This is a genomic window from Streptomyces flavofungini (assembly GCF_030388665.1).
GTDB classification, from domain to species: Bacteria; Actinomycetota; Actinomycetes; order Streptomycetales; family Streptomycetaceae; genus Streptomyces; species Streptomyces flavofungini_A.
This window is the reverse complement of record NZ_CP128846.1, coordinates 3,298,665-3,313,490: the sequence shown is the minus strand read 5'-3', so window position 1 is coordinate 3,313,490 and position 14,826 is coordinate 3,298,665. Positions and strand designations below refer to the sequence as shown.

Genomic DNA, 14,826 nt, shown 5'->3' with positions numbered 1-14,826 from the left:
CGGACACGGGCCAAAAAGCGTTCAGTCCGTGCTGTGATCGTGAACGGCGTGTGGCTCGGCACCGTAGTGCTGGATACTGCGGGCAGCCACATCCGGTGACCGGTACCGGACGCGGTGAGCTGGAGGGGACGGTTCGCGTGAGCGAGATACCAGCGAAGGCGACGGGTTCGACGCGGCCTGTGGCGCGGTCGGGCGGGGCCCTGCCCGCACGGCCGGTGCCGGGAGCCGGGGGCGGACCTCTCTCGTCGGCGCCGACGGGGACCACGGACGTCGTGACAGGTGCGACGGGCGCGGCGGACGCGACCGGAGGCGGCGCACGAGCCGCCGCGGGTGGCGGCCCCGGCCACGGTCCCGCCGACCCCCCGGGCGAGGACGCGCCCGGACCCGCGGACGACGGCCCCGGCGACGGACACGCCGCGGCCGACCGCCCCGCGCCCGACGCCGCCGCGCCCGACGTAGCACCTGGCCCGCCCGAAACCGTAAGCACCGGTGGTCCGCACGGCGTAGCCGGGGGGGCCGGGGACGCCGACGCGCGTCGCCACGGCGCCGGCGCCGTGCCCGCCCGCGTCGACGACCCTCCCCTCGCCCCGGACGACGTCATCTGGCAGAGCAGCCCGCCCGGGTCCATCTACGACTACATCAAGGTGGCCTCCTTCTCGATCGGCCCCGACGGGCTGGTCGACCAGTGGAGCGCCCGCGCCGAGCGGCTGTTCGGCGTGCCCGCGCGCGACGCCGTCGGCAAGGACCCCATCGACGCGTTCATCGCCCCCGAGCTGCGCACCGCGGGACGGCGCAAGATGGCCGAGATCCTCGACGGCCGGGAGTGGACCGGGTCCGTCCCGTTCCGGGTGCCGGAGCCGGACGAACGGACGCCGGAGTCCGGACCCGGCGCCCCGGTCAGCGGGCCCGGCGCCGGATCCGCCCCGGTCGCCGCCGGGCTCGAAGGCATCGCCGAGGTCTATGTGATGCCCGCCCGGACGCCGGAGGGCGAGCGCTCCGCCGTCTGCATCGTCGTCGACGTCCGCGCGCTCCGCCGGATCGAGACCGACCTCGCCGCTTCGCAGGCCATTTTCGGTCAATCTCCCTTCGGCTTCCTGCTCTTCGGCACCGACCTGAAGGTGCAGCGCGCCAACCGCCGGTTCGCCGCCGTCTTCGGCGGCGCCGTCGACGACCACCGCGGCCGCACCGTCCACGACTACCTGCCCCGCCACGAGGCCGACCGGATGCAGGACGCCATGCGCCGGGTCCTGGAGACCGGCGAGGCCGTCACGGACATGCAGATCGTCGGCCCGGCCCCGGGCAGCAACGAACGCCGCCACTGGTCGATCAACCTCTACCGCGTGCACAGCGGTTCGGGCCGCCCCATCGGCGTCGCGGGCCTCGGCAACGACGTCACCAACCGGCACGCCGCCGCCCGCGAGGCCGCCCACGCCCGCCGCAACCTCGCCCTCCTCAACGAGGCCGGCGCCCGCATCGGCAACTCCCTCGACCTGGAGACCACCGCCCGCGAACTCCTCGACGTCACCGTCCCCGGCTTCTGCGACCTCGCCTCCGTCGACCTCTACCAAGGCCTCCTGGACGGCGACGAATCCGTGCACATCCGCCAGAGCCTCGCCGAGGGCAGCGCCGAGCTGCGTCGCGTCGCCTTCGCGAGCGCCGTCGCCGACGCGCCCTTCCCCGAAGGCACCGGCCCCGTCGACGTCGGCTCCGTGCACCGCTTCGCCTTCAACTCGCCCTGCGCGGAAGCCCTGCGCACCGCCCGCCCGCGCCTGGTCGCCGCCGACGACGACTGCGGACCCGCCCGCCGCCTCACCAGCGGCCTCATCCAGTCCACGCTCGCCGTGCCGATGGTCGCGCACGACACCGTCGTCGGCCTCGCGCAGTTCTCCCGTACGAAGGGCAGCGAACCCTTCGGCGAACGCGACCGGGCGCTCGCCGTCGAACTCGCCGCGCGCGCCGCCGTCTGCATCGACAACGCCCGCCTCTACCGCCGCGAGCACGAGCGCGCGCTGATACTGCAACGGTCCCTGCTCCCGCCCGGCGACCCCGAGGCCGCCGGACTCGACATCGCCTGCCGCTATCTGCCCGGCAACGCCGCCACCGAGGTCGGCGGCGACTGGTTCGACGTCATCGAACTGCCGGGCCACCGCACCGCCCTGGTCGTCGGCGACGTCATGGGCCGCGGCCTGCGCGCCGCCGTCGCCATGGGCGAACTGCGCTCCGCCGTGCGCACCCTCGCGCTGCTCGACCTGGAGCCCGCCGAGGTCCTCTCCGCGCTCGACGAGATCGCCCGCGGCCTCGGCAGCCCCCAGGGCCCGCAGCACGCCCGCCGTGGCACCCCCGCCCGCGGCGGCGACCACGACGCCGACGACCTCGCCGAGGTCTACCTCGCGACCTGCGTGTACGCGGTGTACGACGCCGTCACCCGCCGCGTCACCTTCGCCAACGCCGGGCACCTGCCGCCCGTCCTCGTCGAGCCCGGCGAGTCCGCGCTCATGCTCGACGTGCCCCCGGGCATGCCGCTCGGCGTCGGCGGCGAACCCTTCGAGGAGGTCGACGTCGACCTGCCGGAGGGCGCGCTGCTCGCCCTCTACACCGACGGCCTCGTCGAGTCCCGAGACCACCCCCTGGACGAGGGTCTGAACGCCTTCGTGGGCGCGCTCACCGACCCCGCACAGGCCCTGGAGGACATCTGCGACCACGTCCTGAACACCCTCGACACCCACCACGGCGAGGACGACATCGCGCTCCTCATGGCGCGGGTGCAGGGCCTGCCCGCCGAGCACGTCGGCGACTGGACGCTGCCGCGCGAGCCGCAGTCCGTGGGCCGCGCCCGTGAGCTGGCCTGCCAGCGGCTGCGCGAGTGGGACCTCGAAGCGCTCGTCGACAACGCCGAACTCCTCGTCAGCGAGCTGGTCACCAACGCCCTGCGCTACGGCGAGGGCGAGATCAGACTGCGCCTGCTCCTCGACCGCACCCTGGTCTGCGAGGTGTGGGACGCCGGGCTCGTCCAGCCGCGCCGCCGCCGCGCCCGCGACACCGACGAGGGCGGGCGCGGGCTGCAACTCGTCGGCCTGCTGAGCGCGGCCTGGGGCTCACGCCGGACACCGCGCGGCAAGACGGTGTGGTTCGAGCTGGCGCTGCCGGACGGGGACTCGCAGCCGGTGGACGCGGCGGAGGCGCTGATGAGCCTGTTCTGAGCGTGCCGCGAGGACGGCCCGGGGGCTCCGCACGCAACGCGCACCCCCCGGGCGCGGGCCACGTCATGACGTACGCCGTCACCTCACGTCGTCACCTCACGTCGTCGCCTCGCGCCGTCACCTCACGTCGTCGCCTTCAGCGCGGCGAGCCGTGCCTCCACCTCCGCCGTGTCGCTCAGGGTCTCCAACTGCTCGAACTGCGCGTCCAGCGAGGAGGCGGCCAGCTCCTCCCCGCCGAGGGCCCGCGCCTCCTCCCGCCGCACCTTCTCCTCGAACCGGCTCAGCTCGCCGGCCGGATCGAGGACGTCGATGCTCCGCGCGGCGTCGAGCATCCGGTTCCGCGCCTCCGCCGACTTCGCCCGGGCCACCAACCGGTCCCGCTGGGAGTGCAGTTCCGTCAGCTTGATCTTCATCGTGTCGAGGCCGTCCTTGAGCTTGCCGACCACCTCGGACTGCGCCGCGATCACCGGCTCGGCGTCCTTCGCCTCCCGCTCGGACCGCAGCTGCCTGCCGAGGGCCACCTTCGCCAGGCCGTCGAACCGGTCGGCCTCCGCCGCGTTCCCGTCCGCCCGCAGCACGTCCGCCTTCTTGCTGGCCGCGAGCGCCTTGCCGCCCCACTCGGCGGCCGCCGCCACGTCCTGCCTGTGGTCTTCCTCCAGGAGCCGCAGATCACCGATCGTCGTCACCACGGCCTGCTCGGCGTCCCGGATGTTCTCCGTGTAGTCACGGATCAGCTGGTCCAGCATCTTCTGCGGGTCCTCGGCCTGGTCGAGGAGGGCGTTGACGTTGGCCTTCGCCAACTGCGCCACGCGCCCGAGGATCGTCTGCTTGGCCATGAGGGCTCACTCCTTGTGCGTGCGTACGGGTACGAATCGGCGTACGAGTCTCAGAACCGTCCGCCTCCGCCCCTGCGCCCCCGCGTCCCGCCCCCGCCGAAACTCCCGGGCCCGCCCCCGCCCGTCCCCCCGGAGCCTCCGGAGCCCCCGCGCCCCATCCCGCCGAGGACCTGCCCGAGGACGATCCCGCCGAGGACGGCACCGCCCCTGCCGCCCGCGCCACCGCCCCCGCCGCCGTACGGATTGCCGTAGGCCCGGACGTCGCGCTCGGCCAGTGCCTGGGCCTCGCGCGCGAGGGAGTCGGCGCGCCGGGCCTCGGCGAGGGCCGCCCCCGCCCCCGACCCCACCCTGGCCGGGGCGTCCTCCGCCGCCTCCGCCTGCCGCAGGTGTCGCTGCGCCTCCGCGAGTCTGGTCCGGGCCGCGCTGCCCACCGCGCCCCGGTGCGTCGTGACGTAGTCGGCGGCGACGGCGACGGCGCTGCGGGCAGTGAGCAGGGCCTGGCCGAGAAGGGAACGCGCGCGGGCGTCGGCGCTCTCGCGTTCGCGCGCGCCCGCCAGGGACGCGTCGAGCGCCGCGTCCGCCTCCTCCACCCGGCGCAGCGCGTCGATCGGGTCGTACGGACCGGCGGCGAGGGCCCGCCGCACCTCGCCGGTGACGGCCTCGACCCGGGCCAAGTGCCCGCGCAGGTCGGCGTCGGGCGTGCCGCCGGTGCCGGTGAGCCGCCCGCGTGCCTCGGCGAGGTCGGCCTCGGCGTCGCTCAGGGCGCCCGGCAACCGGCCCGCCGCCTGCGCGAGTTCACCGGTGAGCCGCTCGACGGCCGTGAGGAACGTGTCGGCCTGGTCGACGGCGCCCTCGGCCGCGCGCAGATGGACGGCGGCCGTGGCGTTGTCGGCGCCGTCGACGGCCGTGCGGGCCCGGTGCAGCTGGCCGGTGGCGAACACGAGCCGGTCCCTGGCCTGTTCGACGTTGCCGACGACCGCTTCGCTCGCGCCGGGGGCGTAGCGGCCACGCAGCTCCTTGAGGGTGCTCTCGGCATCCAGGGTGCGGGCGCTGACCTGCTGGAACACCGTCTCGGCACGGTCGAGCGCGGCGGGCGCGGAGCGCTCCAGGGCGCGCAACTGGTCGAAGGCCGCGGCCTCGGCGTCCAGACGGCGGCCCGCCTCGGTACAGCGGGCGACGATCTCGTCGAGCATGCGGCGCCGGGTCGCGTCGTCCTCCGGGTGGGCGTCGTCGAGCTCCTGGCGCAGCCGGAAGGCCGCCGTCAGCTCGTCGCGCGCGGCGGCCACGGCGGCCGTGAAGGGGCGCGCCGCCTCCTCGCCGAACTGGGCGGTGGCGAAGCCGAGTTCCTCGGTGCTGGTGCGCACGGCGTCGTCGGACTCCACCAGCAGGGCCCTGGCCCGGGCGTCGAGGTCGGGCAGCGGCTCGGGCCCGGCGCCGGTGGCACGGCCCGGTGTCGTACGGGAGGTGAGGCGCCGCCGCCGACGCCGGTACGCGACCAGGGCGAAGCCGCCCGCCGCGCAGGCCGCGACCACCGGGAGCACCAGATCGCCCGCCACCCCGTCGTCCGTGCCGTCAGCGCCGCCCGTGGCGCTCCCGCCGGGGTCGGCCTCGCCCGGGGTGATCGTCGGCGCCACCACCCGCTGCCCGTCGAGCACCGCCGCGTACCCGTTCGCCGCGCCGACGGCGGCGCCCGCCCAGTCGTGGCGCCGCAGGGCGGGCTCGACGGCGGTGGCGGCGACGTCCCGCAGCTGGTCGTCGGTGAGCCGGGCGGACGCGTCGACGGACGTGGCGTACTGCCGGTCGTGGGTGGCGACGGCGAGCAGCACGTCGTCGGCGCCGAGGCCGTTGCGGTCGGCGGTGGAGTCGGCCCAGTCCCGCGGGGACCGGCCCGAGAAGTCGCGTACGTACACGACGAACAGCTGGACCCGCTGCTCCTCGTAGAGCCGGTCGAGCGCGGTGACGACGGCCGGACGGCGGTCGCCGAGCGCGCCGGCGCGGTCGGTGATCTGGCCGTCGCGGTCGAGGCGGACCGGGTCGTCGGCGGGCACGGCTCGCGCGGGAGGCGCGGCGGGCGGGGCGGACGCCGCGCCCGCCGGGGGCGCCGACAGCGGGAGCCAGCACCAGAGCAGCAGCACGGCGGCCGCCGCCCGCGCGGATATGTGCGACGGGGCGCGGGAGGACGGCGTCACATGTGGCAGCGTATGGCCCCCTATGGGGTCACGCGACCGGGGCGGGGCGGCACCCCCGTCGCCGCCCCGCCCCGCGCGCCCCGGCCTCGCGGCCTGCCTACTCCTCCACGAACCGGACCTGCGGGTAGCGCGCCGAAGGACCGTCGAGGAGGTGGTCGTCGCGCCCGCCGAGCCAGCGGTCGAAGAACGAGGCCACGTACGCGCGCTGGGCGGCCGTGGCGCGCGCCGGGTCGACGGTGCCGATGTTCTTCTCGACCACGTCGCGCCCCACCCCGGCCTGCGGCAGGAGCGCCGCGAGGTCGGTGTACGTCTGGTGCTTGGAGCCGCGCAGGTTCAGGTCCCGCTTCCAGCCCTTGCCGTGCTTCCAGAAGGAGCCCCACGACGACTCGGTGGTGTGGTCGCTGCCGTCCCGCCCCATCAGCAGGAACGGCCGGTGGTCCAGGCCGTGCCGGGCGACGGGCGTGAGGTTCGTGCCCTGGGGCTGCGCGTTGTGCTCCAGGGTGCCGTCCAGGTTGACGCCCGCCCGCACGCGCTTGTCCTCGTACATGGTCTCGGCGGCGGCCATCCCGCCGGCGGAGTGCCCGAACACGCCGACGCGGTTCCGGTCGACCGCCCTGCCCAGGCCGTGCGGCAGCGCGCCGAGCCGGTCGAGGACGAACTTGTCGTCGGCGACGCGGGTGTCGAGCACCTTCTTCATGAGCTGCGGCAGCTTCTCCGGCGAGGTCTGCGCGAGCGCGTCCCGCAGGGGCTTGTCGGTCTTCACGGAGCCGTCGGGGAACTCCACGCCCGGGGACTCGTAGGTGTGGTCGACGGTGACGACGACGTAGCCGCGGCTCGCCAGGTCCTCGACGAGCGCCGTACCCCAGGTGCGGGGGTCGTTGGCACCGGCGCTGTACACGAGCACGGGCAGCCGCCCTCCGTTCCCGGCCGGGCGCTTCAGGGGCGCGCCCTGGCGGGCGTGCGTGCGCAGGCCCGCCCAGTCGACGGCGTCCTTCGGGATCCCGTGCGGCGCGGCGGCGTTCCAGCGTGCGGCGGCGCCCTTCGCCATGTACGGGGCGACGGGGTGCCCGCCGGTGGCCCGCGCCGGGTACCAGACGCCCACCATCAGCTCCCGGTACGGCTGCGAGGTGACCCACGGGTCGTGCCGGGAGCGGTCGACCAGGCGGGTCGAGAACGTACCGACGGCGTGCGGACCGGTGGGCGCGGGCAGCGCGGCCCGCACGCCGTGCGCCTCCGGGGCGCCGCCCGTGTCCTGCGCGGAGACCGGCGCGGCGGCCCCGGCGGCGAGCACGGTGGCCACGGCGAGCCCCAGGGCGAGCGCGCCCCCGCGGGAACGGCCGGAGGCGCGGGAACGGGGGGAGCGAAGATCGCGAAGGTTCATGTCTCCATGCTGACCTGGCGCGACGCCCGCGACCATGGAGGCAATCCGGAGAATCCTGGGTGGGGGATTACCCCCAGCCAGGATGCTCCGGCCGCTTTGCCCGCTACGCCGTCGGCCGCCGCCGGATCTTGTTGCCCAGCCAGACCAGCGGGTCGTACTTGCGGTCCACGGCCCGCTCCTTCAGCGGGATCAGGGCGTTGTCGGTGATGTGGATGCCCTCGGGACACACCTCCGTACAGCACTTGGTGATGTTGCAGTAGCCGAGGCCGTGCTCCTCCTGGGCGGTCGCCTTGCGGTCCAGGCCGGTGTCGGCGGCGGCGTCCAGGGGATGCATGTCGAGCTCGGCGACGCGCATCAAAAAGCGGGGCCCGGCGAAGGCCGTCTTGTTCTCCTCGTGGTCACGCACCACATGGCAGGTGTCCTGGCACAGGAAGCACTCGATGCACTTGCGGAACTCCTGGGAGCGGTCCACGTCCTCCTGCATCATGCGGTACTCGCCGGGGCCGAGCTCCTTCGGCGGTACGAACGCGGGGACCTCCCTGGCCTTGGTGTAGTTGAAGCCCACGTCCGTCACCAGGTCCCGCACCACCGGGAAGGCGCGCAGCGGCGTCACCGTGATGACCTCGTCGCGGGCGAACACCGACATGCGGGTCATGCACATCAGCCGCGGCCGCCCGTTGATCTCCGCCGAGCACGAACCGCACTTGCCCGCCTTGCAGTTCCACCGCACGGCGAGGTCGGGGGCCTGGGTGGCCTGGAGCCGGTGGATGATGTCGAGGACCACCTCGCCGTCGTTGACCTGGACGGTGAAGTCCTTCAGGTCACCGCCGTCGACATCGCCGCGCCAGACCCGGAAGCGCGCGTCGTACGCCCCCGAACCCTCGCCGCCGGCCGCCCCGCTCTCGTTCCCGGCCGCGCTGGAACCCGTGCCGGAAGTCGTCCTCGTACTCACTCGTAGAGCTCCTCTTCGGCGAGGTACTTGACCAGCTCCTCCTTGTCGAAGAGGGCGAGCAGGTCGGGGCGGATGGGGTCGGTCGTGACCCGGGTGAGGTCGATCTGGCCGCGCTCCGGGTCGCTCACCGCGAGGGCGCCCGTCGGGTCGGCGAGGGAGCACAGCAGGTTCACGCGGCGCCACTCGCGGTTCATGCCGGGATGGTCCTCGCGGGTGTGCCCGCCGCGGCTCTCCGTGCGCTCCAGGGCCGCCCGCGCCACGCACTCGCTCACCAGGAGCATGTTGCGCAGGTCGAGCGCCAGGTGCCAGCCCGGGTTGAACTGGCGGTGCCCCTCGACCCCGGCCCTGCGGGCGCGCCGTCGCAGTTCCGCCAGCTTCTCCAGGGCCGCGGCCATCTCGCCCTCGCGCCGGATGATGCCGACCAGGTCGTTCATCGTCTGCTGGAGTTCCTGGTGCAGGGTGTACGGGTTCTCGGGCACCGTGCCCGCGTCGGGGCCCTCCGCGCTGAACGGGCGCAGCGCCTCGGCGGCCGCCGCGTCCACCTGCGCGTCGTCCACGACCGGGGCGGTGGCCAGGCCGTCCGCGTACCGCGCCGCGTAGAGACCGGCCCGGCGCCCGAACACCAGGAGGTCCGAGAGCGAGTTGCCGCCGAGCCGGTTCGAGCCGTGCATGCCGCCCGCGACCTCACCGGCCGCGAACAGGCCCGGCACGCCGCGCGCCGCCGCCGTGTCCGACTCGACGGCGATGCCGCCCATCACGTAGTGACAGGTCGGCCCGACCTCCATCGCCTCGGCTGTGATGTCGACGTCGGCCAGCTCCTTGAACTGGTGGTACATGGACGGCAGTCGGCGCCGGATGACCTCGGCGGGCATGCGCGTGGACACGTCCAGGAACACCCCGCCGTGCGGGGAGCCGCGGCCCGCCTTCACCTCGGAGTTGATGGCGCGGGCCACCTCGTCGCGGGGGAGCAGCTCGGGCGGTCGGCGGTTGTTGTCCGGGTCGTCGTACCAGCGGTCGCCCTCGGCCTCCGACTGCGCGTACTTCTCCTTGAAGACGTCCGGGATGTAGTCGAACATGAAGCGTTTGCCCTCGGAATTGCGCAGGACGCCGCCGTCGCCGCGCACGGACTCGGTGACGAGGATGCCCTTCACCGACGGCGGCCAGACCATTCCGGTCGGATGGAACTGCACGAATTCCATGTTCAGGAGCGGAGCCCCGGCAAGGAGCGCGAGGGCGTGCCCGTCACCGGTGTACTCCCACGAATTCGACGTCACCTTGAAGGACTTGCCGATGCCGCCGGTGGCGAGCACCACGCTCGGTGCCTCGATGACGAAGAAGCGCCCGCTCTCGCGTTCGTAGCAGAAGGCGCCCGAGACCCGCTCGCCTTCCTTCAGGCCGTGTTCTTTCAGGACGCGGGTGACCGTGCACTCCTGGAAGACCTTCAACCGGGCCTCGTAGTCGCCGAATTCGCGCTCGTCCTCCTGTTGCAGGGCGACGATCTTCTGCTGGAGCGTGCGGATGAGTTCGAGTCCGGTCCGGTCGCCGACGTGCGCGAGGCGCGGATACTCGTGGCCGCCGAAGTTCCGCTGCGAGATCCGGCCGTCCTTCGTCCGGTCGAAGAGCGCGCCCCACGTCTCCAGTTCCCACACCCGGTCGGGGGCCTCGCGGGCGTGCAGCTCCGCCATCCGCCACTGGTTGAGGAACTTGCCGCCGCGCAGGGTGTCGCGGAAGTGCACCTGCCAGTTGTCGCCGGAGTTCACATTGCCCATGGACGCCGCGATGCCGCCCTCGGCCATCACCGTATGGGCCTTGCCGAACAGCGACTTGCAGATCACGGCCGTGCGGGCGCCCTGCTCACGCGCCTCGATGGCAGCCCGCAGCCCGGCGCCACCGGCGCCCACGACCACGACGTCCCACTGCTGCCGCTCCACCTGAGACATCAGAAGCACCCTTTGCTCTGCTAGAAGAGGGTCGGATCATCGAAAGCACCCGAAGCGATCAGATACACGTAGAAATCGGCGAGCGCGACGCTGATCAACGACGCCCAGGCGAGCAGCATGTGACGGCCGTTCAGCCAGCCGACCCAGCGCCACATCCGATAGCGCACCGGATGCTTGGAGAAGTGCTTGAGCTTGCCGCCGACGATGTGCCGGCAGGAGTGGCAGGAGAGCGTGTACGCCCAGATGAGCGTGATGTTCACCAGGAACACGAGGGTGCCGAGCCCCATGTGCCCCCACTCGTAGTCCTCGTTGCGGAAGGTGAGGACGGTGTCGTACGTGAGGATGCCCGCGACCGGAACCGCCGCGTAGAAGAAGTACCGGTGGATGTTCTGCAGGATCAGCGGGAAACGCGTCTCGCCCGTGTACTTCGCGTGCGGTTCCGCCACCGCGCAGGCGGGCGGTGACGCCCAGAAGCCGCGGTAGTACGCCTTGCGGTAGTAGTAGCAGGTGAGGCGGAAACCCAGTGGGAAGACGAGAATGAGCAGCGCGGGGGAGAGGCCCCACCAGCTGCCGAAGATCTCCCAGTTGGGCCCGTTCTTCATGGGCTCGCAATTCTCCGCGATGCACGGGGAGTAGAACGGCGAGACGTAGGGCGCCTCGTAGTAGTCGGCGTTCGCGAACGCCCGCCACGTCGAGTACACGACGAAGGCGAACAGTCCGGCGGCGGTCGCGGCGGGCTGCAGCCACCAGCGGTCCGTCCGCAAATGGGCAGCGGTGATGGCGGCGCGCGTGCCGTGCCGTACGCCGCCGGGGCCCGTGCCCTTCTTCAGATGGGGTTCCGTGCCAGTGGCCAACGAGGCTCCACTCCTTCGTCGACGGGCGGATTGTCGCGGGGGCCGCTAGGGCGCTCGGCGGTCGCGGGCGCCCAGCCCCTCGTCGTCCGAGTCCGTCCACAGGGATCGGTCGTACGGCGTGTCCGGGATGGTGACCAGCTCGGGGCGGGTCTTCGGGGGTGCGGGCGGGGAGGGTGGCGGCGCGGCGGAGGTGGCGGCGGCGCGCAGCAGGGCGACGCTCTCGCGCAGGTGCTCGGTGTCCATGCGGACGCGGCGGAAGTCGACGCCCGCGAGTTCCGTGTCGGTGCGCTGCTCGATCTTGCCCACGGTGCGGACCAGGTCGTCCACGCAGCGCTGAATGGCCGTCAGATCATCGTGCAGAGCCATGACTTGCCCTCACTTCACAGGTGCGGTGGCAACGCTCATGCGCCTGAGAGTGTCGCTCCTCACATCCCGTGTTGGGAACCCATGTGCGTGGATTCGCCCCCTCCGAGTGAGGCCTCTGGCGGGGCGCCTGGTCGGACGGGGGCGCCCGGGGGCTGGGGTTCTCCGGCTGTGCGCCGGGGCGCCCCCGATCGCGCTCCGCGCTCGTACTCGATCGCCGGACGGGCTCAAAATGGCCCGCAGCGCGTCCCGTGGTGGTCCGGTCGAGTTCGGCGGGCGGGTGGGAGAAAGCCCGCCCGGCGTCTGAGGGCGGGCGCGCGGCGCGATCGGGGCCACGCCGGCTCACGGCCAAAGACCCGTCGGGCCGGACCGACCGGGGTGAGGCAGCCGCGGCCGCAGGCCCGTTGCGCCGCACGGGTGGCTTGCGTGGGGCACCCCGTCGTGTCGGCGCCCCCGCCGGAACTCCGTCCCGTTCAGTGGATGGCATACGTGTGATCAACTCCATATTTCCCCCGTGATACCGCCAAACGTGCACCCCGCACGGGCAACCCCCGGAGGTACCCGTCATGCCCCTCGACCGCGCCAGGCCGCGACCGGTCCGCCCGGCGGCCACGGCCCGATCCGCCGTGTTCCTCGCCGCCGGAGTCCTCGCGCTGCCCGCCCTCACGGGGTGCGGCTCGGGCGAGGAGTCGAGCGCCCCGACGGCCGGGCAGGACATCGCCCCCGCGGCCCGGGACCGGATCGCCGACGGCGGCTCGCTGAAGTGGGCCGTGGACGCCCTCCCCGAGACCTTCAACTCCTTCCAGTCCGACGCCGACGAGGCCACCACCCGCGTCGCAGGCGCCGTACTCCCGTCGATGTTCCGCCTCGACTCCCGCGGCCGTCCCCAGGTCGACGCCGACTTCCTGGAGTCCGCGAAGGTCGTCGAGCGCGAGCCCCAGCAGGTCGTGCTCTACAAGCTGAACCAGCAGGCGGTGTGGAGCGACGGCCGCGAGATCGGCGCCGACGACTTCGCCGCCCAGTGGCGTGCCCTCTCCGGCAAGGACAGCGCGTACTGGACGGCCCGCAACGCCGGCTACGACCGCATCGGCAAGATCGAACGCGGCGCCAACAACCTGGAGGTGCGCGTCACCTTCGCCAAGCCCTACGCGGACTGGCGCTCCCTGTTCTCCCCGCTGTACCCGAAGGACGTCATGGGCACCCCGGACTCCTTCAACGACGGCGCCCGGACCAAGCTCAAGGTCACCGCGGGCCCCTTCACCCTGAAGGGCGTCGACCGCGCCGACGGCGAGCTGACCCTGCGGCGCAGCGCCCGCTGGTGGGGCAGCCCCGCCAAGCTCGACAAGCTGGTCCTGCGCGAGGTCCCCCGCGGCAAGCGCGCCGCCGCCCTCGCCGCGGGCAAGGTCGACCTCGCCGAGGTCGACGCCGACGAGGCGGGCCGCATCGCCCTCGCCGCCCGCGACAAGGGCGCCCGGGGCCCGCTCGCCCACGGCCCCGGCGCCGCCCTCACCCCGGCCGCCGCCCTGCGCTCCTGGGCCCGCGCCCACGGCTCCGACGAGGAGGCCGCGGACATCGAGCAGCGGGCTCGCGAGAAGAACCGCAAGGCCGTCGAGCGGTACGCCGAGGAACAGTCGGGGCTGCGCGGCTACGAGGTCCGCAAGTCCCTCGAACCCGCCTACACCCAGCTCGCCCTCAACGGCTCCGAGGGCCCCCTCGCCGACGACCGCGTCCGCCGCGCCGTCGCCCGCGCCCTGAACCGCGACGAACTCGCAAAAACGGTTCTGAAGCCCCTCGGCCTGCCCGCCGAGCCCGTCGGCAGCCACCTCGCCCTCGCCGGTCAGGACGCCTACGCCGACAACAGCGGCGCCCTCGGCGACCAGGACACCGCGGAGGCCTCCGCCCTCCTCGCCGACGCGGGCTGGACCCCGGGCGGCCCGCTCAAGGAGAAGGGCAAGGAGACGGGGGAGAAGGGGGACAAGGGGGACAAGGAGGAGGGCGAGAGCAAGAAGAAGGGCGGCGACGGAGGTGACGCGGGATCGGAGGCCTCCGAGAGCGACTCCGCCTCCGGCTCGAACGCCGACTCCGGCTCGGACAGGGGCTCCGGCTCGGACTCGGACTCCGACGACGGCACCTACATCGTCGGCGAGGACGACCAGAAGCCCGGCGACCCCCGCACCGCCGCCCTCCTCGGCCCCGCCCGCGCCGCCGCGTACCAGCAGTCCGTCCTGATGCGCCAGGCCGACGCCCTCACCGCGCGCCGCGAGGCCGACAAGGAGCAGAAGAAGGACCCCGGCGGCCACGCCAAGCAGCAGGCGAAGAAGCAGGCCCAAGGCGGCGCCCCGGGTGCGTACGCCCCCAAGGGCACCGCCGCCCCCAAGGCCGCCAAGGGTGCCGCGGCGGGACCGCTGGCCAAGGACGGCAAGGCGCTCACGCTGCGCTTCGTGCTCCCCTCCGGGCCGGGCTCGGAGTCGCTGCGCGGGGTCGCCGAGCGGATCTCGCGGATGCTGCAGCGCGTCGGGGTGCGCACGGAGATCGCCAAGGTCGCCGACGACAGCTACTTCAAGGACCACATCGCGTCCGGCCAGTACGACCTGGCGCTGTACTCCTGGCCCGCGTCCGCGTTCCCCGCGACCGACGCCCGCCCGATCTTCGCCAAGCCGGTGCCCGCGGCGGACGGCTCCCTGAACGTCGAGCAGAACTACACCCGGGTCGGCACCGACCACATCGATCAGCTGTTCGACCAGGCGGTGAGCGAGCTGGACGAGTCCGAGAACCGCTCCCTGGTCAAGAAGGTCGACGCCCGCATCTGGGCGGCGGCGGGCTCCGTCCCCCTCTATCAGCGCCCCCAACTGGTGGCGGCCCGCACCGACCTCGCGAACGCGGGCGCCTTCGGCTTCGAGACCCCGGTCTACCAGGACATGGGCTTCCTGAAGCCGGGAGCGAAGGCGGGCGCGCGGCCGAAGCAGGATTGAGCCCGCCCGGCACCCGGGGACGAGCCGGGCCGGAGGCCGCGACCACGGCGCCCCCGGCCTGGCGGAACCCTTCGTTCCGGTGCCGCCGAGGAGCCCGACAAGCCGCCCCCGGCGAGGCACCGTAGGATGGGGTAAGGCC

At 73.6% G+C, this 14,826-nt stretch carries 9 protein-coding genes; 2 read left to right on the top strand and 7 right to left on the bottom strand.

The genetic code is table 11. The annotated features are described in order from the left end of the window. The first annotated feature begins 95 nt into the window (after positions 1 to 95). Positions 96 to 3,200 (top strand): SpoIIE family protein phosphatase, encoded by a 3,105-nt coding sequence (locus QUY26_RS13210; RefSeq protein ID WP_436840318.1) that lies wholly within the window; start codon positions 96 to 98, stop codon positions 3,198 to 3,200. A gap of 122 nt (positions 3,201 to 3,322) precedes the next feature. Here the strand turns inward: QUY26_RS13210 and QUY26_RS13205 are convergent, their stop codons facing one another. The 7 genes from QUY26_RS13205 to QUY26_RS13175 form a co-directional block, all read right to left on the bottom strand. Then, positions 3,323 to 4,036, bottom strand: a complete 714-nt coding sequence (locus tag QUY26_RS13205; protein WP_289946260.1) for a PspA/IM30 family protein — start codon at positions 4,034 to 4,036, stop codon at positions 3,323 to 3,325. A gap of 50 nt (positions 4,037 to 4,086) precedes the next feature. Further along, complete coding sequence (locus QUY26_RS13200; protein WP_289946258.1) at positions 4,087 to 6,225, bottom strand: TPM domain-containing protein; 2,139 nt, start codon at positions 6,223 to 6,225, stop codon at positions 4,087 to 4,089. 97 nt (positions 6,226 to 6,322) lie between these two features. Continuing rightward, entirely contained in the window at positions 6,323 to 7,606 is a 1,284-nt protein-coding gene (locus QUY26_RS13195) for an alpha/beta hydrolase family protein (RefSeq protein WP_289946257.1), read from the bottom strand. A 103-nt stretch (positions 7,607 to 7,709) separates the two neighbouring features. Further along, positions 7,710 to 8,558, bottom strand: coding sequence for a succinate dehydrogenase/fumarate reductase iron-sulfur subunit (locus tag QUY26_RS13190; protein WP_289946256.1), 849 nt, complete (start codon positions 8,556 to 8,558; stop codon positions 7,710 to 7,712). Beyond that, positions 8,555 to 10,498 carry a fumarate reductase/succinate dehydrogenase flavoprotein subunit gene (locus QUY26_RS13185; RefSeq protein WP_289946255.1) on the bottom strand — a complete coding sequence of 648 codons (1,944 nt, stop codon included), beginning with the start codon at positions 10,496 to 10,498 and terminating at the stop codon, positions 8,555 to 8,557. The genes QUY26_RS13190 and QUY26_RS13185 overlap by 4 nt, the downstream gene beginning before the upstream one ends. A gap of 20 nt (positions 10,499 to 10,518) precedes the next feature. After that, positions 10,519 to 11,352: a hypothetical protein gene (locus QUY26_RS13180; protein ID WP_289946254.1), complete on the bottom strand. Its 834-nt coding sequence runs from the start codon at positions 11,350 to 11,352 to the stop codon at positions 10,519 to 10,521. Between the two features lie 45 nt (positions 11,353 to 11,397). Further along, positions 11,398 to 11,718 (bottom strand): hypothetical protein, encoded by a 321-nt coding sequence (locus tag QUY26_RS13175; RefSeq protein WP_289946253.1) that lies wholly within the window; start codon positions 11,716 to 11,718, stop codon positions 11,398 to 11,400. Between the two features lie 563 nt (positions 11,719 to 12,281). Between QUY26_RS13175 and QUY26_RS13170 the strand changes: the two genes are divergently transcribed. Then, positions 12,282 to 14,687, top strand: coding sequence for an ABC transporter family substrate-binding protein (locus QUY26_RS13170; RefSeq protein WP_289946252.1), 2,406 nt, complete (start codon positions 12,282 to 12,284; stop codon positions 14,685 to 14,687). The last annotated feature ends 139 nt before the right edge of the window (positions 14,688 to 14,826 follow it).

Coding starts and splice junctions, on each gene's coding strand:
- QUY26_RS13205 (WP_289946260.1), bottom strand. CDS start 4,036: ATGGCCAAGCAGACGATCCTCGGGCGCGTGGCGCAGTTGGCGAAGGCC.
- QUY26_RS13195 (WP_289946257.1), bottom strand. CDS start 7,606: ATGAACCTTCGCGATCTTCGCTCCCCCCGTTCCCGCGCCTCCGGCCGT.
- QUY26_RS13185 (WP_289946255.1), bottom strand. CDS start 10,498: ATGTCTCAGGTGGAGCGGCAGCAGTGGGACGTCGTGGTCGTGGGCGCC.
- QUY26_RS13175 (WP_289946253.1), bottom strand. CDS start 11,718: ATGGCTCTGCACGATGATCTGACGGCCATTCAGCGCTGCGTGGACGAC.
- QUY26_RS13170 (WP_289946252.1), top strand. CDS start 12,282: ATGCCCCTCGACCGCGCCAGGCCGCGACCGGTCCGCCCGGCGGCCACG.